The sequence below is a fragment of the Pseudocolwellia antarctica genome, from assembly GCF_049933045.1.
GTDB lineage: Bacteria > Pseudomonadota > Gammaproteobacteria > Enterobacterales > Alteromonadaceae > Pseudocolwellia.
This window is the reverse complement of sequence record NZ_CP187926.1, coordinates 2,369,781-2,390,378: the sequence shown is the minus strand read 5'-3', so window position 1 is coordinate 2,390,378 and position 20,598 is coordinate 2,369,781. Positions and strand designations below refer to the sequence as shown.

The window sequence follows — 20,598 nt, the reverse complement described above, 5'->3', positions numbered from 1 at the left end:
GTTCTCTGTGTAAGCTAAGGTTTATGCAGAGTTTATATTAAAGATAATCCTCACATGAAATCTCACTATTCTATCACTGAAACACCTTTTCAATACCGCCAACTCTGCTGGTTTTGTGGTGAGCCTAAAGAATTCTTATTTGGTTTCCCTCATAGTAAATGGCGAGTACTTGATTGTGCTCATCCAGCTATTAAAGTTTCTGCCTGTAAAGAATGTAAACGCTTTGCTTCGCAAGCCAAGGTAGATAGCATCTGGGATGTTCATATTCACGTTAAACAAGCATTGATGAAGCATTATCACAAAGATCTGGCTATTGGTTTAAATTGGACCAAAGAAGAGTTAGATGAGAGTGAGTTTGAAGGTGGTAATTTTGAAGGCTTTAAGAAAAGTGCATGGTTCGTGTATGAAGTTGCGAAAGGGCGGGTAAGTTATCAGCCTTGGCCGTTAATCGTTAATGGTGAAACTTTAGAATACCTTCCTGAGAAAGAAGCTTTCATGTTTGATGGCATGCGCTATCCGAGTATTGATGACGCTATTTCACATTACGTACAAGTATTCGATTTAAATCTTTATTTTTTCAAGCAAGTGCTAGCACGAGTTGGCGAAGCTAAATTTTCTTCAGCTATTCGATACGCAAGAATTTATATAGCGGCAACACCTCAAGAGCAAGCCATAGCTTTAAGATCCTTATCATAATACTTTCATATTTAGGTCTTTATATAAATGCTTAAGGTTTTAAGATAATCTTTAGTATTATCTTCTTTCATTCAAATATGTTTGAATAAAATAAGTAAGCCAAAGCAATATAAGGATGTGATGATGAAATGGATAACATATTTAGGAATATTTATTGTTTTAGCTGTGCTTTCAGAGCCAGCAACCTCTGAGATTTATAAATGGGTTGATGAAAACGGTAAAGTACATTTCAGTGATAAACCTCCAGCAACTGATAATGTTGAAACCTTAGACGAGCAAGAACTTGCCGATCGTACTTCTAGTTATACCAATGTTTCTATCGATTCAGCTGTAAACCTTTCAAGTGAATTAGTCATTTATACAACGACATCATGTCGATTTTGTGAAAAAGCCAAAAGATACTTTGATGAGAATCAAATCGCATACCTAGAGAAAAATATAGATAAATCAAAAGTGTATAAGCGTGAGTTCGAACAGAGAGGTGGTAAAGGTGTACCTACAATATTGTGGAAAGATAAAGTAATGAGAGGGTTTAGCGTAACGGGGTTTGAAAAAACTTATTTAGCTGGGTCAGAATAAAGAATTGGTTGAGTTTGAATCGCGTATTTAACTTTATATAAGCCTATCTTCATGAGAAGAAGGCTTATATAAATAATAGCTAAACAATACTTAGTGTTAAAGGTCGACTATGCTTTTGTTTGTATAATGCTTGGTCTGCACGTTCAAAAAAGCTTCTTTCATTATCAGCTCTGTTCATAAAGGTATAACCTAAGCCTGTGCTAACATTGTATCTTGTTAGTAAAGCGTCTCTGCTAATGGCATCTTTAATACGCATTTCAATCACATATAAAGACTCTTCGCTCGCTTCTTCTACTATGATAGCGAATTCGTCGCCACCAAATCTAAATACACTGTCTGAATCACGCACGCTTAGCTGTAAAGCATTAGCGAATGACTTTAATATTTCATCACCAATGTTGTGGCCGAAATTGTCGTTAATCACTTTAAACTTATTTAAATCAGCTACAACTAAACCTACTTGACGTTTATGGCGGTTTGCATGATGCATCGCACGTTTTAATTGTTCGTCAAAATAACGCCTATTTGCTAATCCCGTTAAACTATCTTGCATCGCCAACGCCATTGCATTCTTATATTTAATAGCATTATTAATAGGATGAATAATATATTGATGTAACTCTTCTAAAATTTTGTTATTTGTTACACTAATAGGCGAGTTTATCGCATAGGTTAAAACACCTAAAAACTCATTGTTAAGCTTTAAACTAAACTGACGTTCGGCTTTTCCAGCTCTGCTGCCTCTAATCGCGGTTCTGACATCACCTTGAGTAAAATAAAGTCCTGTTAATGTTATGTACTTAGCAGCTTCCATGGCAAAGATATTCAAAATTTTGTCGAGCTCAAGCGTACACTGCAACTGCTCCATAAGCGCTAACTTACGTTGAGTATTTTCAGTATTGTTTGAAGCGAATATTCTAAAGGCATTATATTCATACGTTTTGCTATCGATTAAATCTAATGTCTGCATGTCACCACCTATGTTTTTTTATATAATTACAGAAAAGCAAGAATCGTACCTAAAATTAATTATTGTGGCTAGTTTGTTAAGGTGCTGATAATATTAAATTTAAAGGTTTTACTCCTTATAGTCATTATTTTGTCGTCAGTCTGCCATTGGCTATTCGGCAATACTATTCGGCAATACATTGCCGCTTGAATATTGACTTTATTGCCATGAGTTTGTCGGTTCAAAGGGATTAATTTCCGTTATGTGAACATAAAATGGATCTGCTTGTTATAATAACGTTTTAAATCATTTTGATATCTGTAGTATGACTCATAAAAATTGAAAAAATGTCTCCATAAATTCAATTGATTTGACTCTATGTTTTTCATTTCATATTCATCATAAGGACGTTTTGTGGACGGTTATTTCGAAATTCTGGCTATTTTAACCAGTGCAGTATTTATTGTTTGGTTGTTCAGGCATCTACATTTACCTGCTATTTTGGCTTACTTAGTCACAGGGATGTTGGTGGGTGAACACGGCTTTGCTTGGGCACATAACCATGTTGATTATGAACATTTTGCCGAGCTAGGTATTGTCTTCCTCTTGTTTACATTAGGCTTAGAGTTTTCCGTCCCCAAATTGCTCGCTATGCGGCATTTAGTGTTATCTGTAGGAAGTTTACAGGTTGGTATATCTCTCACTATTTTTATTCTTATTTCTTTAGCCTTAGGGCAAACCTTTGCAAGTTCGTTAGTGATTGGTGGCGTGTTAGCCTTATCCTCCACCGCAATTGTTATTAAACAGTTGAGTGAGTCAGGCGCCATGAAGAAAAAGTCAGGGCAAATTTCTGTCTCTGTTCTGTTATTCCAAGATGTTGCTGTTGTTCCTCTACTTATTATTATTCCTATGTTCGCCATGGATTCAGACGCATCTATGGGCTTGGCATTACTCTTTGCTTTAGTTAAAGGTGTATTTGTTGTTGGTTTATTATTACTGACAGGCAAATGGTTATTACCTCGTTTATTCCATTTAATCGCACAAGTACGTACCGATGAATTGTTTGTTTTAACTACCTTATTGGTGACTTTATTGGCATCAGCTTTAACCCTTTGGTTTGGTTTATCTATGGCATTAGGTGCCTTTTTAGCAGGTATGATGCTTGGCGAGAGCCAATATAAACATCAATTAGAAGCGGATATTCGACCTTACAGAGATATTTTATTAGGTCTGTTTTTCGTTACTGTAGGCATGAAACTCGACATTAATGTGTTGATTGAATTCCCTCTAATTGTGTTAGGTGTAATGTTTAGCTTCATGGCACTTAAAGTTTTTATTATTCGATTTTTAGCAGTAAAAGCTGGCGAATTATCTAAAGACGGTTGGGCTTCAGGTTTTATGTTAGCGCAAATGGGGGAGTTTGGTTTTGTCCTTATCGCCTTAGCAACACAAGTTGAATTATTACCGATGAATGTCGCTTCAATCCTTTTAGGTGTTGGTGTTATTAGTATGGCGATAACGCCTTTCATGGTAGATAACGCGTCTAAATGGGGAGTTAAGTTATCAAAAGATAAAGGTGTTGATACCTCAGGGTTAGAAACTTTACCTGATAACAGTTCATTGTCTGATCACGTGGTTATTTGTGGCTTTGGTCGTGTTGGGCAAACAGTGAGTCGTTTTTTAAAGCAAGAAAATATTAGCTTTGTCGCAATAGATATTGATCCGCTTCGTGTAACTAAAGCCAGAGGTGCGGGCGAGAATGTTTTATTTGGCTCTTCAAGACAAACTGAATTATTACATGCTGCTCATTTGTCTCAAGCTAAGTTAGTTGTTATTGCTTTTGGTGAAGATAAACAGTCGTTAGATGTTATCGAGAAAGTAAGAACCCTGTCGAAAGACGTGCCAATATTGGTTAGAACACGAAATGATGACCAGCTCGAAATGTTAAAGAAAGCAGGAGCTGATGAAGTTGTACCTGAAATTTTAGAAGGTAGCTTAATGTTAGTTTCTCAAGTGCTTTCGTTAACAGGTGTGCCGTTTTCTCGAATTTTAAAGCGTGTACAAAAAGAACGTAACAGCCACTATAGTCATCTTCATGGCTTCTTCCAAGGTGAGCATACCGATATGAGCCCTGAAGCCATTGAGCGTATTGAATTTGCTCATGCGGTGCATTTAAGTGACGATTCGTACGCTGTTGGGCATTCTATCGCTGAGCTTATGCTGGGTAACTCTCATATGATCATTGTGGCGCTTAAACGTGGTGATCAAGAAATAGAAGATCCGGTAGGTAGCACTGTGCTTGAAGATCAAGATACGCTTATTGTAAGAGGTAAACCTAGAAGAGTAGAACTCACTGAGCGATTTTTACAAGAGGGTACATAACTAGCGACTGAATTAGTAGATGAGTTCATTCATCAAGTTGTTATCAGGTTGGTGAATCAAAAAAGCTATCTACATTTAACTTATTAAGTGTAGATAGCTCGATTCAAATAACGTCAAACTGCTTAGGATTTTTTTATAACTAACACTTATAAATCAAGAAACTCTCTAATAGCGGTTTCCTTCTCCATTGCATCTTCATATCCTAGCTTTATCAGCTGCTTACAATACTTTTTATCGAATAATAAATAACTTATCAAACTTGATTCTGAATCATTAGTTATACCGATAGAGCGCAGTAGTATTTTAATTGAGAGTGGTAGTTCATCAAAATATTCAACTGCCATAGAATTGAAGTCATGGCTAGGGTTGATCAGCAAGGTATCTATTTTTTTTAATCCTGATGCTTCTTTTTGAGGACCTTCAGGGATTAAAGCAATCGTTTTGTTAATTCGTTCAGCTCTTTCAATATCACTTTGTAATGTATTAGAAAATATTGAATCTAATAAATGACCAGCAACACTTGATGTTGTTGGTGGGTGAGGGTTGTTCTCATTTGCATGTATAGGTTCTATTGGTTGTTCAACACCGACAATAAATATGCGTTCAGCACCTAAATGAACAGCAGGGCTTAATGGTGATAGTTGATGAATAGAGCCATCACCAAAATGTTGGCGTTTAATATTTATAGAGGGAAAAACCATAGGAATAGCAGCTGAAGCCATTAAATGTTCGCTATTAAATTGGCTAGGTTCGCCTCTACGGTTTTCTCTAAACCAAGGTTTAATATGATCTTCAGATTGATAGAAGCTAATTGAATCACCGCTAGTGTAGCTAGAAGCAGTAACAGAAACGGCAGACAAATAACCTTTAAGAATGTTGTTATCTATTCTTCTAAAATCAATAACTTCATTAAGTAACTCACGTAACGGCGCATTATTCAGTAAACTGCGTGCTGGTCGGTTAGCATAATCAGCTTGAAAGCTACCAAAAACACCTTTAGCAATATGACTAAATACTCGATACGGATCACTGTGATAGATTCGACTTGTACTTAGGTTGTTCCAAACCCATTCGAGTTTTTTTATCCCTAATTGAAAACATGATGCATAGCAGGCAAGGGCTGTTGTATTTATTGCACCTGCAGAGGTGCCACTAATAATAGGAAAGGGGCAGCCGTGATTACGCGGGATAAATTGCGCAATTGCAGAAAGTACTCCCACTTGATATGCCGCTCTAGCGCCACCACCCGTTAGCACTAATGCATTATTTGTCTGTTTATATGATCGTTTGTTAGCCATAAATTGTTTTTTATTTTCAAGACCCTAACTGTAATTTTTATTTTATAAAGAAAAATTATTGTCGTTATTTTAATTAAAATAAACTATTTAAGTTTTTTAATCTAGAAATACTCAATATGCCCATGCTAATTGAGTAGAGAAAAATACTTACATAGTTTTATTATAGTCTTTTATTTATAATATCTAGTATCTGTCTTGCTAATTCTCCTAGCGACCCCGCATTATTTGGAACATCTTTGGATATTTGGATTTACTTCACATTATTAGCTGCTTTTATGCAGGCAATAAGAACCGCAGGGCAAAAAAAATTATCAGTTCATTTAAATGCAATGGCAACAACATCTGTTAGGTATGTTTATGCATTGCCTTTTGCTTGGTTGTATTTGTGGTGGTTATTAGAATTTAAAGGCTATGAAATACCTGAACTTAATACCAGCTTTGTTCAATCTGCTTTGGTTGCAAGTGTTGCGCAAATTATTGGAACTGCGTGTTTAATTAAAGCCTTTAGGTACAGAAACTTTTCGGTAGCCACTAGCTTAGCGAAAACAGAAGCGATACAAGTGGCTATTTTAGGAGCCAGTTTTTTTGCTGCGCCGTTAAGTCTTTGGGGCTGGGTTTCGGTAATTGTTGGTGTAGTGGGTGTGATCATTGTGTCAAAAGTTAAATTTAACACGAATGATCTCTTTAGAAATCCAGGTGCTGGGTTTGGTGTTCTGTCAGGTTTAGGTTTAGCTATAACTATGCTTTTGGTCAGAGAAGCGAGCTTAGCGCTCAATACAGATTTGATGATAAGTGCTGCGGTCACTTTAGTTTTTATGATCACAGTGCAATCAGTTATGTCACTTGCGTATGTAGCTATTCAAAATAGCTCGCAATTGCCCTTAATGCTTAAACATTGGCGAATATGTACATTTGTTGGCATAACCAGTGTTATTGGCTCTATTGGCTGGTATACGGCCACAAGCTATCATAATACGGCTTATGTTAAAGCCTTAGGTCAGGTTGAATTCTTTATTACGCTGTTTATTACTTATCGAATATTTAAAGAATCAATCAGCAAGATGGAATATCTCGGCATGTTTTTAATTCTATTAAGTGTATTTATTTTATTGTTATGGGCTTAGAATGTAACAACGGAAGATTTAAAGCACTCGTATTAATATATAAATAGGTAAAAAATGAAAATAGCAGAAAAATCAGTAGTTCAATTTCACTACGTGTTAAAAGAAGAAGATGGTACTGAAATCGAATCATCTCAAGGTAATGATCCTATGGCTTATTTACATGGCTTTAACAACACTTTAGTGGGTCTTGAAAATGCTTTAGCAGGTAAAGAAGCTGGTGATAAATTCTCAGTTACATTACAACCTGAAGATGCATACGGACAGCCAAAAGAAGATATGATCCAACGTATTCCAGTAAAGCACTTACAAGGTGGCTCTAAATGGAAAGCGGGCATGACAGCTGTTGTTCAAACTGAGCAAGGTCAACGCCAAGTAACTATCGTTAAAGTAGGTAAGTTCATGGTTACTGTTGATATTAACCCACCATTAGCGGGTAAAGTATTAACATTTGATATCGACGTAGTTGATGTTAGAGAAGCAACAGAAGAAGAAGTTACACACGGCCACGCTCACGGTGTTGGCGGACATCATCACTAGAATATAGTGATAGTGTAGGTTAGCTACTTTAGGCTAAACCATCATATTTTAAAGCCAATGTTTATCATTGGCTTTTTTGTATCTGTTAAATCTGTTTTAGCTAAAAGATTTAAGAGTGGTTATGAATAGTAAGCATAAATGGGTGTGATACCAAACGGATTAATTTATTGAGCAACTTAGAGCTACATTAGCAAGCTTAGAACAAGCAAAATTGATTAAACATAGTTATTCTATATTTTTTTAATTTTGTGATGTTATCAGTTTGCTAATGAGCTCCCGAAGGGCGAGAATTTAAAGACTCATATGCCGCGTTATTGATTTTGACAAGGGAATAACCATTCTCTTCAATCAATGCCTTGCCTCTAAGCCTTTAAATTCTCGCTAAGTGAGCAATAAATTAATCCGTTTGGTATGAATTCTTTTAATTGATAGGTAGGCAAACATAAATTTAAGACGAAAAAAAACCTGCCATAAGCAGGTTCTTCTTGTGTGGCTCCTCAACCTGGACTTGAACCAGGGACAAACGGATTAACAGTCCGTTGCTCTACCAACTGAGCTATTGAGGAATTGTTCTTTTCTTACTTTAACTATTTATTGTAACCGCTTTATAAGCCATTACCAAAATGTGGCTCCTCAACCTGGACTTGAACCAGGGACAAACGGATTAACAGTCCGTTGCTCTACCAACTGAGCTATTGAGGAATTGTTCTTTTCTTTTTAACTGTAACCGCTTTATAAGCCATTACTAAAATTTGGCTCCTCAACCTGGACTTGAACCAGGGACAAACGGATTAACAGTCCGTTGCTCTACCAACTGAGCTATTGAGGAATTATTGTTAACCGATGTGGTTAACGGGGCGGAATATTAAAGGGCAGTAGCTGAACTGTCAATATAAAATTCTAAAAAAATTGAATATTTGTTCTTTTGCTTAATTTGCAATCAAAATGGGAGCTTAAAGCGCTTTTTGTGATGATATATTAACCATGTATATTTATTACATTATTTGATTACACTTATCCACTAATGCTGTGGATAACTATGTGTATTAAACTGTGAATTAATATAATACTAACAAAGGAATACTGGCTACAGCGAAGTCAATCATTTATTGATGATTTGTTATTTTATAATACTAACAGTAGGTTAAGTTGGTTTTGATGTCAAAGTGGACTACTTGGTGTGTTTTTTGTGCAAACCCATTATTTTATACAATTACATGTTAACTTCTTTATTAAATCGTATTTTTGTGATCTTATTTTTAGGTAAAAAACAATGTTTATTTCTTTTATTTTTTAATTAAATTTAGCTTTGCTAAGTAGTTTTTAATGGGATATTGAGTCAGTTATTATTTTATTACCTATTTAAGAGCAAACTATGACACATATTAATACCAGCTAAATGAGTAAATTTATTATTTAAAGAGCTCTAATCGTTTTTATTAAATAAATTGTGTGAAGTTATGCTGCTTATCTACAGTTTTTTTACGTTTACTCAATTCATTTTACGTATCTTGAATATGACAAGTTGTTCTTAGTTGTTTTCGTATTTAAAGCATAAAAGGTGGTTTTACTTTTATTTTTTAAAAGGAAAATTATCGATTAATATTTATCAATATGCGTCAAAAACCGACTTGCTTTTGGCAAAGTTTTTACCGTATCATTAATATATTCAAGGGACATGAAGTTTTCTGTTGCGCTATTTATTCAAAAAGCTACAAATGCGTGTTATCACGTTTGTTGTCTTAACATTAATATCTAACAGCTCTTTACAAGTGCTTGCATCCTCGTATGCGCTTAACCATGCTCAGCAATATGCCAATGAAAATAGTATGATGATTTGTACTGGCAGTACCTTTAAATGGATATCTACCAGCGCCTATTTTGAATTAGGCACAATCGTTTATATTGACCCTCCTACAAATAATCCAGAGAAAATTACTGAAATAGATTGTTCGCTTGTGCACTTATCTGATCCGCAAGATTTTGTGCCAAAAATTAATTCATTGATCGACGACTTCATTGCTTATAACGCGACAGTCATTACCTTAGCTAAACGTCCTTATACCTCTTACCCATACCAAACATCTCAATCTCGCGCACCTCCGCATTCTTAAGATAAAACTCAAGCTTTAAAGTTTAAAACCAATACCACATCAGATTTTTCTGTTGTGGAGCTATAGCTATTATTTTAGGAATACAAAATGAAAAAATCATCACATAACAATATTGAATTGTTAATGTTTACCTGCATCGGGGCTTTATTGTCTGTCCCTTTTTCCACTGTTCAAGCCTCTGAATCTGAAATAGAAAAGATTGAGGTGCTAGGGCGTAATATGAATCACAAATTAGAGTTAGAGCGAGCCCTGAATCCAGGTGGCGTTACTTTAATTGATGGTGATGTTTTAAAAGAGCGTAATATTTCAAACTTGGCTGATGCTTTACGTTATGTTCCTGGTGTATGGGCAACAAGCAGTTCTGGCGGTGATGGGCTATTTTTTTCTAGCCGAGGTTCAAACCTTGATGCCACGAGTTACGATATGAATGGCATAAAGCTTCTGCAAGATGGATTGTCGGTTACCACTGCAGATGGTAATAATCATAATCGTATTATTGACCCGCTAGCGGTGCGCTTTGCTAGCGTAGCCAAAGGAGCTAATGCATTAACCTATGGGGCAAGTACATTGGGTGGTGCAATAAATTTTGTGTCACCTACAGCTTTAAATAGTAAGCCGTTTAGTTTATATCTGAATACGGGGAGTCATGGATTAAATCAAGCACGAGTAACTGCTGGGGCTAAATTCGACAATAATCTAGACGCGCAAGTGACTGTCGAGAGTAAGCGCAGAGACGGTTATAGAGATCACAGCGAGCAAGAAAGAACAGGCTTGTATGCGAATGTTGGCTGGAAACTGTCAGATAACCTTGATACTCGATTCTTTTACACTTATTTGGATAACGATCAAGAATTGCCAGGTAGCCTAACGCAAGCTGAGCTAGATGAAGATCCAAACCAAGCAGCAGCAACGGCTATAGGCGGTAACTTTCAAATTAACGTCGCTACCCATCGAATTGCTAATAAAACCAACATAACCATAGATAAAAACAGCTCATTGGAGTTTGGTTTATCCTTAGAAAAGCAGACTTTGTATCATCCCGTTGTAGATAAAGTGCTTGTGGATTTTGATGGCCCTGGACCTAATGAACCTGTTGAGGTTTTCAGTCTATTGATCGATACAGATCATCAAGATGTAGGAGCTATGGCTCGATATAACTTGAAATCTGGTGATCATAATCTTCTATTTGGATTTAATTGGGCTGAAAATGAGGTAACAGGTGGTAACTTGAGAAATGATGGCGGTCAACGTAACGGTTTAACAACTATTATTGAAAATAAAGCTGAAAGCCTTGAAGTGTTTGCTGTGGATCGCTGGAGTTTATCTGAGCAGCTCACTTTAGTTTATGGATTACAAGCGGTTAATACTGATAGAGATGTACGCAATACTGATGTAACTAGTAATGAATTACGTAATCCATCAGCCAGTTATTCAAGTTTTAACCCTAGAGCGGGATTGATTTTCGATATCAGCTCAGATGTCAGTTTCTTTGGTAATGTGAGTAAATTGTTTGAAGCCCCTACTAATTTTGAATTAGAGGACGATGTTCGTGCAAGCAGCGAAACCTTAGATGCAATGGAAGGTGTTATGGTTGAAATTGGTACGCGTGGCGGCCATCAATTTGCTTATAATAGCTATGTAACCTGGGATATTTCAGCTTATTACGCAAGTATTCAAGATGAAATCCTTTCTAGAGACGATCCTGCTGCATCAGGTAATAGTTTAGTGACTAATATCGACGACACTGTTCATGCGGGGATAGAAGCCCTTATTAATGGTGGTGTTGAGTTGAATAAAGTGAAAGGGCGACTTGAGACAACGCTGAGTATTAGCATTAATAAATTCTCATTCGACGATGATCCAATCTATGGTAATAACGACCTACCTGCTGCGCCAGGTTATGTGGTTCATGGTGAGTTATTGTATAAAAGTGATAGCGGGTTTTATTTAGGTCCTACATTCGATATTGTTGATGAACGCTATGTTGATTTTGCTAATACTACAGAGGTTGATTCGTACTCTTTGTTAGGGTTTAGAGCAGGGTACAATACCGATGATTGGCAAGTCTTTGCAGAGTTTAAAAACTTGACAGATAAAGCGTATGTTTCAAACCTTAGTGTGCTAAATATTGCTGAAATAGATTCTCGTATCTTTAATTCAGGCGAACCTCGCTCGGTTTATGTGGGATTTCAGATAGGATTTTAACTGAGTCGTATTAATATATTGAAATACTTACCGTACAAGAAACAGATGAGCATTATTCTAACGTGCCATCTGTTTTTTTATTTATTTCTTACAATTAATCTCGTTAAATAAAATATAAGCATAGCGGCTAATGCCTCTATCTTTTACAATAAGTGTCCGTCTGTTATTTATATTTACCTCAGAGTATTAGATTTTCCATGACAACATCGGCAAAAAGAAATCCAGTTGATTTATTAAAAGATCCTGTTCCTCAAGTATTAAAAAGAATGACCGTTCCTATGATCTATGGAATGATCCTTTTAATGACCTTCAACTTAGTCGACACCTTTTTTGTTAGCTTATTAGGTACTCAACCTTTAGCGGCTATCAGCTTTACTTTTCCTATCACTTTTACTGTTCTTAGTTTAACGATAGGTTTAGGTATTGGAACAGCGGCTGTTATTGGAAAGCTTTTAGGTGTAGGTGATAAAGAGTCAGCTAAAAACAATGCAACATCTTCATTGTATCTGTCGGCATTAATTGTTGCTGCATTATCTCTTGTTGGTTATCTCTTTATTGACGAAACGTTTTTAATGTTAGGAGCCAGTGAAGAAACATTACCGTTTATTCATGATTATATGGATATATGGTTTTTAGGCAGCGTGTTTTTAATTGGTCCTATGATAGGGAATGCTATTTTAAGAGCTGAAGGTGATACTAAAACCCCAAGTATCGTTATGGGAGGTTCAGGTCTTATTAATGCTATTTTAGATCCTATACTTATTTTTGGTTTTGGGCCTATACCTGCCATGGGCATAGAAGGTGCTGCTATTGCTACTTTCTTCTCTTGGTTGTTTGGTACAGCACTGGTTCTATATATTTTGGTGAATAAAAAACAACTTATTCATGGCAAGTTTATTCCGTGGTCTATATTTATTTCTTCATGTAAAAGTATTCTTAAAATTGGCTTACCTGCTGCTGGCGCTAACATGCTTACGCCTATTGCCGCCGCAGTATTAACGGCTATAGCTGCCACTTATGGTGAAGAGGCTGTTGCAGCCTTTGGTGTGGGATCAAGAATTGAGTCTATAGCTTGTTTAGTTGTACTTGCACTATCTATGACGCTGCCTGCATTTATTAGCCAGAATTTTGGTGCCGCCAAAATGGATAGGGTGAAAGACAGCTACAACACATCCATTAAATTTGTCATGATTTGGCAAGTGGCTATTTATGTTGTTCTCGTATTATTAGCACCTTATATAAGTCATATATTTGCTAAAGAACAAGCCGTAGCTGAGATTATTGAATTATTTATTTGGATACTACCGATAGGTTACGGACTTCAAGGTATTATCATTTTAACAAACTCTTCTTTTAATGCCTTGCACAAACCTTTAACAACGTTAATGTTAAGTATTGTTCGCTTGTTTGTCTGTTATGTACCTATAGCGTATTTAGGCAGTATGTATTTTGGTTTAATAGGATTCTTTGTTGGTTGTGTTATTGGTAATTTATTGATGGCATTTATTTCTTATTCTTTATTCAATAAACAGTACGAAACTGGCCTTTTTAAGGTTGATACAAAAGAGGCATCAGTTTAATTATGAAAGATATGGAGCTCATTTCTGAGTACACACCAAGTGGCGATCAACCAACGGCAATAGCACAATTACTTGATGGTATTGAAACAGGTTTGGCGCATCAAACTTTACTCGGTGTTACGGGTTCAGGTAAAACATTTACTATTGCCAATATTATCGCAAAGTTAAATCGTCCTACTATGATGCTTGCGCCTAACAAAACATTGGCGGCTCAGTTATACGGCGAGATGAAAGAATTCTTCCCTAATAACGCTGTTGAATATTTTGTTTCTTATTATGATTATTATCAGCCTGAAGCTTATGTTCCTACTACCGACACCTTTATTGAAAAAGATGCCTCTGTAAACGAGCATATCGAGCAAATGCGTTTATCAGCAACTAAGGCATTACTTGAGCGTAAAGACGTTATTATTATTGCTTCTGTGTCGGCTATTTACGGCTTAGGTGATCCTGACTCTTATTTAAAAATGATGTTGCATATCAGCCAAGGCGATATTATTAATCAGCGTGATATTCTAAGACGCTTAGCCGAGCTGCAATATACACGTAACGATGTTGCTTTTCAGCGCGCCACTTATCGAGTGCGTGGTGATGTTATTGATGTGTTTCCTGCAGAGTCAGACCGATTAGCGGTACGTATTGAATTATTTGATGAAGAAATTGAACAAATAAGACAGTTTGATCCACTCACTGGGCAAATTGAAAAAACCTTACAACGTGTGACTATCTACCCTAAAACCCATTATGCGACACCGCGAGAGAAAATATTAGCGGCAGTTGAAAACATAAAAATAGAACTAAAAGATAGATCTGCGCAGTTAAAAGAAAACAACAAACTGGTTGAAGAGCAGCGCATTATGCAGCGTACACAGTTTGATATAGAGATGATGTCTGAATTAGGCTACTGCTCAGGCATAGAAAACTATTCACGTTACCTATCAGGCAGAGGTAATGGTGAAGCACCACCCACATTATTTGATTACCTACCTAATGACGGTTTACTGATTATTGATGAATCACATGTTACGGTTCCTCAAATTGGCGCTATGTATAAAGGTGATCGCTCAAGAAAAGAAAACCTTGTTGAATATGGTTTTAGACTACCTTCGGCACTTGATAACAGACCCATGAAGTTTGAAGAATTTGAAGCGTTAGCGCCTCAAACTATTTATGTATCAGCAACACCAAGTAATTATGAAATTGAAAAGTCGGGCGATGATATTGCTCAGCAAGTTGTTCGACCTACAGGCTTATTAGATCCTATTATTGAAGTTAGACCTGTTGAAACTCAGGTTGATGATTTACTCTCGGAAATACGTAAGCGTGTTGTGATAGAAGAGCGGGTATTAGCCACAACGTTAACCAAACGTATGGCTGAAGATTTGACTGACTATTTAGATGAACATGGTGTTAAAACCCGCTACCTACATTCAGATGTAGATACTGTTGAGCGTGTAGAAATTATAAGGGACTTCAGGCTTGGTAAATTTGATGTACTTGTAGGCATTAACTTATTACGTGAAGGTTTAGATATGCCTGAAGTATCGCTAGTCGCTATTTTAGATGCTGACAAAGAAGGCTTTTTACGTTCAGAGCGATCGCTGATTCAAACCATAGGTCGAGCTGCACGTAATATAAATGGTCGAGCTATTTTATATGCAGGGCGTATAACAGGCTCTATGAAAAAAGCCATTGATGAAACTGATAGAAGACGAGCAATTCAGCATCAATATAATCTTGATAATGGCATTACTCCAACAGGCGTAAAACGCAAAATATCAGATGTTATGGGCTTAGGTAATGGCACAAGTAGAGCATCTTTACAAAAAGTAGCTGAAGAGCATGCGTCATATAAGATCATGTCTACTAAGGAAATTGATAACCAAATTAAGTTACTTGAGAGTGAAATGATCAAGCATGCCCAAAACTTAGAATTTGAGCTGGCGGCTAAAGCGAGAGATGAAATTGCGAGTTTACGTAATCAGCAATTGTCTACTTAGCCTGAACTAAAATAATCTATTACTTATTCAGATTAAGTAATAGATTATTGTTGAAGCCGTAATGATGTTTTAGATCTTATGGCTGTTAAATCTATCAATATACACTTTTATTTTTTTATTTATTTATCAGTGCTTTAACTGTTACTAACACGGTTTAGTAAGTTGGCCGTATTATTGCCTGTTTAATGTTTTTTTATCCTGCTATCTTTTAATGCCGAGTAAGAAGCCAAAAGCTCGTTCACTGCAGCTTTAGTACAACGTGGTAACATTCCAATATCTTCAATAATTTTGTCTTGTAAGTCTTCTGGAAATAACATTATTTTGCTGAGATAAGTATGTAACTCTACTTCTTTGTCTTCACCCTCCATATTTAGATCCTTTGTTGGATTTTTATTTTTGTCGCTAACCATGATGCACCACTAAAATTATTATTATGTATACAGTGTAGTCTATTTGTATTGAATATATTGTATGAAATTGGACCAGTTGGTTGGTTTTTACGGTAGTGTTTGAAATTAAAGTGAATTAAGTTTGTTAATAAGCTGTCAATATACTATTGATGCTTTATTAATATACGATTTTTAGTTTTTGTTGTTAATGAGGTTAACGAAACAAAAGCTAAGTAATGAAGTACAGATTAACATTTCATCTCTAATGACTTTTCTATATCACTTTCGAGCTGTTGTGGTTTAGTTATAGTGGCAAACCTTTTTATCACTTGCCCTTCTTTATTGACTAAAAACTTCGTGAAATTCCACTTAATACTTTTTGTACCTAAAATGCCAGGAGCTTCTTTTTTCAAAAATTTAAAGAGTGGGTGAGCGTTTGTTCCATTCACGTCAACTTTACTAAACAAATCAAATTTAATATTAAACTGTAAATCACAGAATGATTTTATATCAGCATTACTGCCTTTTTCTTGCTGCTTAAATTGATTACAAGGAAAGGCTAATACTTCAAAACCTTGCGTATTGTATTTGTCGTGAAGCTCTTGAAGACCTTTGTACTGCTCGGTAAAGCCACATTCACTGGCGGTATTAACAATTAAAACAACTTTACCAATATAGTTTGATAACTCTATTTTCTCACCACGGTGATCATCAGCGCTAAACTGATAAATTCGAGTATGCATACTTAATTCCCTTTTAGGTTCGCTCAATTAACCCCCTGTACATATTGATAAAGTGCTTTTAATACTTTCATCTTTTCAGGGTTATTTTCATGTTCAAGGGCTAAGTTTTCAATTTTCATGACAAACTCATCAACACTTAACAGACCCGCTTCTCCATATTGTAGTTTATTTTCACAATAATTCTTCCATTTCTGCAGCTCATCACTTGATAAAGTGTAAGGGAAGTTTCTTGCTCTATATCTAAATAATAAAGTCGGTAAGCGCGTGTCTTGAAATTCAAAAGGATGACTAGCAAGTTGCTCAGGATTAATCTGATGTAAAATATCCATTTGAGCTTTATCGCTATGAGAAAAGAAATTTCCGCCATATAACGATTGTTCAGCATCTATGGTTGTGTCTTTGTCATAGCTTTGAGCAAATACATCTGTGAGCTTATCTCTAAGCTCTGTATTCTTTTTAAGTTTAGCTAAATTAGCTAAACACACTTCACGTGGAATATCTAAACGTGCAGCATTTACAGGTAATAATGTTTTAGCAGGAGCAATAACCGGGCATTTGTTTACATGAATAAGCTTCACAGGGATAGGTAATTCGCCTTCCTCTAACTCATCATGTCGAGTATATAAACGCGCTTTAATTTGTTCGCTCGTTAAATCAAACAGTGGTTGAGGATCTCTTGCTAAATCAATCGCAATAACGGCATTCTTATTGGTAGGATGATAACTTATTGGCGCAAACCAACTTGTGCAACCATGAGCGGAAGAAACTTTACTAGAGGTATGAACAATCGGTATCATGTTGTAAACATCAATAAGCTCTGACACTTGTTTCTTATTTTTTAAATTAAAAATAAAGTCGTAAAGTTTTGGCTGCTTTTCTTTAATAAGTTTTGCCATAGCAATAGTTGCATAAACATCACTCATCGCATCATGGGCAGCTTCATGATTAATGCCATTGGCTTTAGTTAATAATTCTAATCTAAAACTTACTAAACCATCATCGTTAGTTGGCCATTCAATACCTTCAGGACGCAGCGCATAACAGGCTCGCACCATATCAATAATGTCCCAGCGGCTATTACCATTTTGCCATTCACGCGCATACGGGTCGTAAAAGTTACGATAAAGTAGGTAACGTGTCACTTCATCATCAAAACGAATACTATTATAGCCAGCAACACAGGTATTGGGTTGCGTAAATAATGTATGGATACGATCCGCAAACTCAGCTTCAGTTAAACCTTCTTTCAGGGCTTTTTGAGGCGTAATACCTGTTACTAAACAAGCTTCAGGCTGAGGCAGATAATCTTGAGGAGGCTGGCAATAAAACATTTCTGGCTCGCCAACAATATTTAAATCGTAATCGGTTCTAATTCCAGCAAACTGAGAAGGTTTATCAAGCTTTGGAGATATCCCCCATGTTTCGTAGTCGTGCCAGAGAATCGTTGGTTGCTCGTTATTATTCATTGCAGTTCACTTTGTTTGTTTAAGTTGCTGTTTTAACATAATAATAACTGATTTTCATGTTTAAATTATTACGCATTAAGCACAATGTAATTGTTATTTTTAATTATCCCTGTCACGGTAAGCGGAATCAACTAAGAATTAACATTGCTTTAAAATATGTTGCTGTAAATATTCATAAATATTGTTAAGTCGATACCTACTATATCGAGTTGATAGGTAATGTATACCCACTGTATTCCCTTTAGAATTATATCCTAGTTTTTATAGATACCATTTATGAAATGTACTATGCCGCTTATGCTTATATATAATATTAATAAAGTGGATATACTTGCGTTTGTTTTTTATCAGCTATGTATTAATAGTTTAGTTGTTTGCTCGATGGTATTTTTCGATTAAGTGATTAAAAATCAGAATAGACCTGAATAACTGAATGGAATAATTGGTTTTGTAGTTGGTTTATTTCTAATGCAACACTAAGTCTTACTTTCTCTTCTGGTAGTCCTGTAAATATATATATCATGCGCTATCTACTTTTAAATTAAGTAACTAAGCAATTCAGTTAGTAACGTAAGATAATCGCTTGTGTTAGTTATTCTTTATATCAGTAATTTTATGTTAGACGCCTTATGGTCGTCATATTAGGTAGTAGTAAATTTAAGTATTACTTCATTCAAATTTTTAAAGGGATCAATTTATTATGTGGATAATTTTTGCATTATTCGCCACCGTTTTTTTCGGGGCTAGAGGAGTAATGTATCAATGGACATCACAAAAAAGAATGAATCGTAATTTATTATTATTCGGTGTTTTTTTTGTAGGCTTTATGATCAGTATTTTAGGTATGCTCGTGTTTGATCATAAATGGTACGGATGGCGAGATATTGTTGTTGGTTTAGCATTAGGCTTCGGCTCTTTTGCAGCGAATGCTTTTTTGCACAAAGGTTTTTCAATGGGGAAGGCGTCTCTGATCAGTATTTTGTCTGGGTTAACGCCTCTGTTTGTGCTGATGTTTGCTTTTCTATTATGGCAAGAAACCTTAACAACGCTTCAGCTGATCGGATTTTTCATTATTTTCGGGGGCCTTTATATTATTCGTTATTCCAATGATATTTCATTGAGCAATTTACAAGGTGCTCAATGGGGCTTGCTTGCGGCATTATTCTTTTCATTTAATGATTTATTAAGTAAGCAATCTACCTTGCTTGAAGCTGATACCTTTTCGACGTTAACCTTGATGTTTGGTTTTGGTAGTTTTCTGTTTGCTATGAGTTGGTTGGTAGGGCGTGGAAGTATTGTAGATGACCCTAATGATGTTCGACCTAACTGGTCTGGAGTTAAAACGTTTTCTTGTGGCTTACTTATTGGCTTAACGAATGTTGCAGGTATGATTGCCATCATTTCGGCTTTTTCTATTGGTAATACGGGGTTAGTTTCGGCTATTTCGGGGATGAATATTTTAATTATTCTGCTGTACTCTCGCATTATTCTAAAAGAGTCTTTTACTCGACAAGAGCTTGTAGGATTAACGACTGCTTTTCTAGGTGTTATTGTTTTGAGGTTAAGCTTTTAAAAGACAAAACTATACACTGCTTTATTTTATGAAAAGTGCTGCAGTGTATATTCTATAAGTAACCTCACTCGATGGGGGATTTGCTTTCGGTCACGGTAAAGCATTGAAAAAGGTTGTCCTTCACTTTGCCAGTCAGGAAGAATACGTTGAAGTTTTCCTGACTCTATTAATGGCAAGGCTATATAGTCAGGCATGTAACTAATGCCAACGCCAGATTCAACTGCATATTGCATCATTTGTATTTCATCTACTTCAAGTCGAATATGTTTGTTTGGATGACATTGGTATTCTTCTCCTGTTAGCTGATTTTTTAATTGCCATGGTGTTAGTCCAAAACAGATAACTTTGGGTTGTTGTTCTAATTGTTCAGGATGAGTAATAAGATCGTAAGCTTGGCTAGAATTGCCACATAACACATTATGAGTACGTTTTAGCTCTCTAATAACCCAGTTATCAATGGCAGGATTTCTGACTCGAAAAGCAATGTCGATACCTTGCTTTTCTATATCAATTAAGTCGTTTGATAAACGTAAATCTAATTGAATTTCTGGATACTCTAGTAAAAAGTCACAAAAAATAGCGCTTAAGAAGTGCTTACCCATGTAAATAGGGGCAGAAATTCTAATTTTTCCTTTCGGCTGATGCTTTTCTTCAGTTAACTCTTTCTCTATACAATCAAACTCATAAAACAAATCTCGATAGCGCTGGTAATAAAGCTCTCCAGTATGGGTTAATGTGACTCGATGAGCATCTCGATTAAGTAAGGTTAATTGTAAGGCTTGCTCTAACAAACGTATTCTACGGCTTAAGGTCGATAGTGACATATCGAGACTTTCTGATGCTTTTTTAAAACTACCGAGTTTTACTATCGTGCAAAAAAATCGTAAATCATCGAGTGAGTAGTTGGCTGCCATTAGGATCACTTATTATGTTAAAACATAATTGTTGTAGGTTATATTCAAT

The 20,598-nt window shown here is 35.9% G+C and carries 16 protein-coding genes and 3 tRNA genes; 10 read left to right on the top strand and 9 right to left on the bottom strand.

The genetic code is table 11. The features are described 5' to 3' along the window. Positions 1-54 precede the first annotated feature (54 nt). Together ACPUVN_RS10350 and ACPUVN_RS10345 are read left to right on the top strand one after the other, a co-directional pair. Positions 55-696: a hypothetical protein gene (locus ACPUVN_RS10350; RefSeq protein ID WP_426369038.1), complete on the top strand. Its 642-nt coding sequence runs from the start codon at positions 55-57 to the stop codon at positions 694-696. Between the two features lie 123 nt (positions 697-819). Continuing rightward, complete coding sequence (locus ACPUVN_RS10345; protein WP_426369037.1) at positions 820-1,275, top strand: DUF4124 domain-containing protein; 456 nt, start codon at positions 820-822, stop codon at positions 1,273-1,275. A 79-nt stretch (positions 1,276-1,354) separates the two neighbouring features. Here the strand turns inward: ACPUVN_RS10345 and ACPUVN_RS10340 are convergent, their stop codons facing one another. After that, complete coding sequence (locus tag ACPUVN_RS10340) at positions 1,355-2,245, bottom strand: GGDEF domain-containing protein (protein WP_426360401.1); 891 nt, start codon at positions 2,243-2,245, stop codon at positions 1,355-1,357. A 393-nt stretch (positions 2,246-2,638) separates the two neighbouring features. On the opposite strand from ACPUVN_RS10340, the gene ACPUVN_RS10335 reads away from it, so the two are divergent. Beyond that, the gene (locus ACPUVN_RS10335) at positions 2,639-4,606 is read left to right on the top strand and encodes a cation:proton antiporter (protein WP_426360402.1); all 1,968 of its coding nucleotides are present in this window, start codon (positions 2,639-2,641) and stop codon (positions 4,604-4,606) included. A gap of 146 nt (positions 4,607-4,752) precedes the next feature. Here ACPUVN_RS10335 and ACPUVN_RS10330 read toward each other — a convergent pair whose 3' ends face one another. Beyond that, a complete protein-coding gene (locus tag ACPUVN_RS10330) occupies positions 4,753-5,904 on the bottom strand; it encodes a patatin-like phospholipase family protein (RefSeq protein WP_426360403.1) in 1,152 nt (383 codons plus the stop codon). Positions 5,905-6,140: 236 nt separating this feature from the next. On the opposite strand from ACPUVN_RS10330, the gene ACPUVN_RS10325 reads away from it, so the two are divergent. Then, positions 6,141-7,028, top strand: a complete 888-nt coding sequence (locus ACPUVN_RS10325) for an EamA family transporter (RefSeq protein ID WP_426360404.1) — start codon at positions 6,141-6,143, stop codon at positions 7,026-7,028. 54 nt (positions 7,029-7,082) lie between these two features. Beyond that, positions 7,083-7,565, top strand: a complete 483-nt coding sequence (locus ACPUVN_RS10320; RefSeq protein WP_426360405.1) for an FKBP-type peptidyl-prolyl cis-trans isomerase — start codon at positions 7,083-7,085, stop codon at positions 7,563-7,565. 490 nt (positions 7,566-8,055) lie between these two features. Here the strand turns inward: ACPUVN_RS10320 and ACPUVN_RS10315 are convergent. From ACPUVN_RS10315 to ACPUVN_RS10305, 3 genes are all read right to left on the bottom strand, one after another. Then, positions 8,056-8,131 (bottom strand) — tRNA-Asn (locus ACPUVN_RS10315). A 60-nt stretch (positions 8,132-8,191) separates the two neighbouring features. Next, positions 8,192-8,267, bottom strand: a tRNA-Asn gene (locus ACPUVN_RS10310). Positions 8,268-8,318: 51 nt separating this feature from the next. After that, positions 8,319-8,394: transfer RNA gene (locus tag ACPUVN_RS10305), tRNA-Asn, on the bottom strand. An 889-nt stretch (positions 8,395-9,283) separates the two neighbouring features. Between ACPUVN_RS10305 and ACPUVN_RS10300 the strand changes: the two genes are divergently transcribed. The 4 genes from ACPUVN_RS10300 (at position 9,284) to uvrB (ending at position 15,464) form a co-directional block, all read left to right on the top strand. Then, on the top strand, positions 9,284-9,679 hold the full coding sequence (locus tag ACPUVN_RS10300; protein WP_426369036.1) for a hypothetical protein: 396 nt from the start codon (positions 9,284-9,286) through the stop codon (positions 9,677-9,679). Positions 9,680-9,766: 87 nt separating this feature from the next. After that, complete coding sequence (locus tag ACPUVN_RS10295; protein ID WP_426360407.1) at positions 9,767-11,884, top strand: TonB-dependent receptor family protein; 2,118 nt, start codon at positions 9,767-9,769, stop codon at positions 11,882-11,884. A 197-nt stretch (positions 11,885-12,081) separates the two neighbouring features. Then, the gene (locus ACPUVN_RS10290; RefSeq protein WP_426360408.1) at positions 12,082-13,464 is read left to right on the top strand and encodes an MATE family efflux transporter; all 1,383 of its coding nucleotides are present in this window, start codon (positions 12,082-12,084) and stop codon (positions 13,462-13,464) included. Between the two features lie 2 nt (positions 13,465-13,466). Continuing rightward, positions 13,467-15,464, top strand: a complete 1,998-nt coding sequence (gene uvrB / locus ACPUVN_RS10285) for an excinuclease ABC subunit UvrB (RefSeq protein ID WP_426360409.1) — start codon at positions 13,467-13,469, stop codon at positions 15,462-15,464. Between the two features lie 182 nt (positions 15,465-15,646). Here uvrB and ACPUVN_RS10280 read toward each other — a convergent pair whose 3' ends face one another. The 3 genes from ACPUVN_RS10280 to sbcB all read right to left on the bottom strand — a co-directional run bounded on the left by ACPUVN_RS10280 (position 15,647) and on the right by sbcB (position 18,062). Further along, positions 15,647-15,874, bottom strand: a complete 228-nt coding sequence (locus ACPUVN_RS10280; protein ID WP_426369035.1) for a hypothetical protein — start codon at positions 15,872-15,874, stop codon at positions 15,647-15,649. Between the two features lie 227 nt (positions 15,875-16,101). After that, entirely contained in the window at positions 16,102-16,596 is a 495-nt protein-coding gene (locus tag ACPUVN_RS10275) for a glutathione peroxidase (protein ID WP_426360411.1), read from the bottom strand. A 23-nt stretch (positions 16,597-16,619) separates the two neighbouring features. Then, entirely contained in the window at positions 16,620-18,062 is a 1,443-nt protein-coding gene (sbcB, locus tag ACPUVN_RS10270) for an exodeoxyribonuclease I (RefSeq protein ID WP_426360412.1), read from the bottom strand. A 700-nt stretch (positions 18,063-18,762) separates the two neighbouring features. Here sbcB and ACPUVN_RS10265 point away from each other — a divergent pair. Beyond that, a complete protein-coding gene (locus ACPUVN_RS10265; protein ID WP_426369034.1) occupies positions 18,763-19,635 on the top strand; it encodes a DMT family transporter in 873 nt (290 codons plus the stop codon). Positions 19,636-19,661: 26 nt separating this feature from the next. Here ACPUVN_RS10265 and ACPUVN_RS10260 read toward each other — a convergent pair whose 3' ends face one another. Next, the gene (locus ACPUVN_RS10260; RefSeq protein WP_426360414.1) at positions 19,662-20,549 is read right to left on the bottom strand and encodes a LysR family transcriptional regulator; all 888 of its coding nucleotides are present in this window, start codon (positions 20,547-20,549) and stop codon (positions 19,662-19,664) included. Between the last annotated feature and the right edge of the window lie 49 nt (positions 20,550-20,598).

Bases quoted from the DNA above. Each gene is read 5' to 3' on its own strand.
- ACPUVN_RS10350 (WP_426369038.1), top strand. From the start codon at position 55: ATGAAATCTCACTATTCTATCACTGAAACACCTTTTCAATACCGCCAA.
- ACPUVN_RS10345 (WP_426369037.1), top strand. From the start codon at position 820: ATGAAATGGATAACATATTTAGGAATATTTATTGTTTTAGCTGTGCTT.
- ACPUVN_RS10340 (WP_426360401.1), bottom strand. From the start codon at position 2,245: ATGCAGACATTAGATTTAATCGATAGCAAAACGTATGAATATAATGCC.
- ACPUVN_RS10330 (WP_426360403.1), bottom strand. From the start codon at position 5,904: ATGGCTAACAAACGATCATATAAACAGACAAATAATGCATTAGTGCTA.
- ACPUVN_RS10320 (WP_426360405.1), top strand. From the start codon at position 7,083: ATGAAAATAGCAGAAAAATCAGTAGTTCAATTTCACTACGTGTTAAAA.
- ACPUVN_RS10300 (WP_426369036.1), top strand. From the start codon at position 9,284: ATGCGTGTTATCACGTTTGTTGTCTTAACATTAATATCTAACAGCTCT.
- ACPUVN_RS10295 (WP_426360407.1), top strand. From the start codon at position 9,767: ATGAAAAAATCATCACATAACAATATTGAATTGTTAATGTTTACCTGC.
- ACPUVN_RS10290 (WP_426360408.1), top strand. From the start codon at position 12,082: ATGACAACATCGGCAAAAAGAAATCCAGTTGATTTATTAAAAGATCCT.
- uvrB (WP_426360409.1), top strand. From the start codon at position 13,467: ATGAAAGATATGGAGCTCATTTCTGAGTACACACCAAGTGGCGATCAA.
- ACPUVN_RS10280 (WP_426369035.1), bottom strand. From the start codon at position 15,874: ATGGTTAGCGACAAAAATAAAAATCCAACAAAGGATCTAAATATGGAG.
- ACPUVN_RS10275 (WP_426360411.1), bottom strand. From the start codon at position 16,596: ATGCATACTCGAATTTATCAGTTTAGCGCTGATGATCACCGTGGTGAG.
- sbcB (WP_426360412.1), bottom strand. From the start codon at position 18,062: ATGAATAATAACGAGCAACCAACGATTCTCTGGCACGACTACGAAACA.
- ACPUVN_RS10265 (WP_426369034.1), top strand. From the start codon at position 18,763: ATGTGGATAATTTTTGCATTATTCGCCACCGTTTTTTTCGGGGCTAGA.
- ACPUVN_RS10260 (WP_426360414.1), bottom strand. From the start codon at position 20,549: ATGGCAGCCAACTACTCACTCGATGATTTACGATTTTTTTGCACGATA.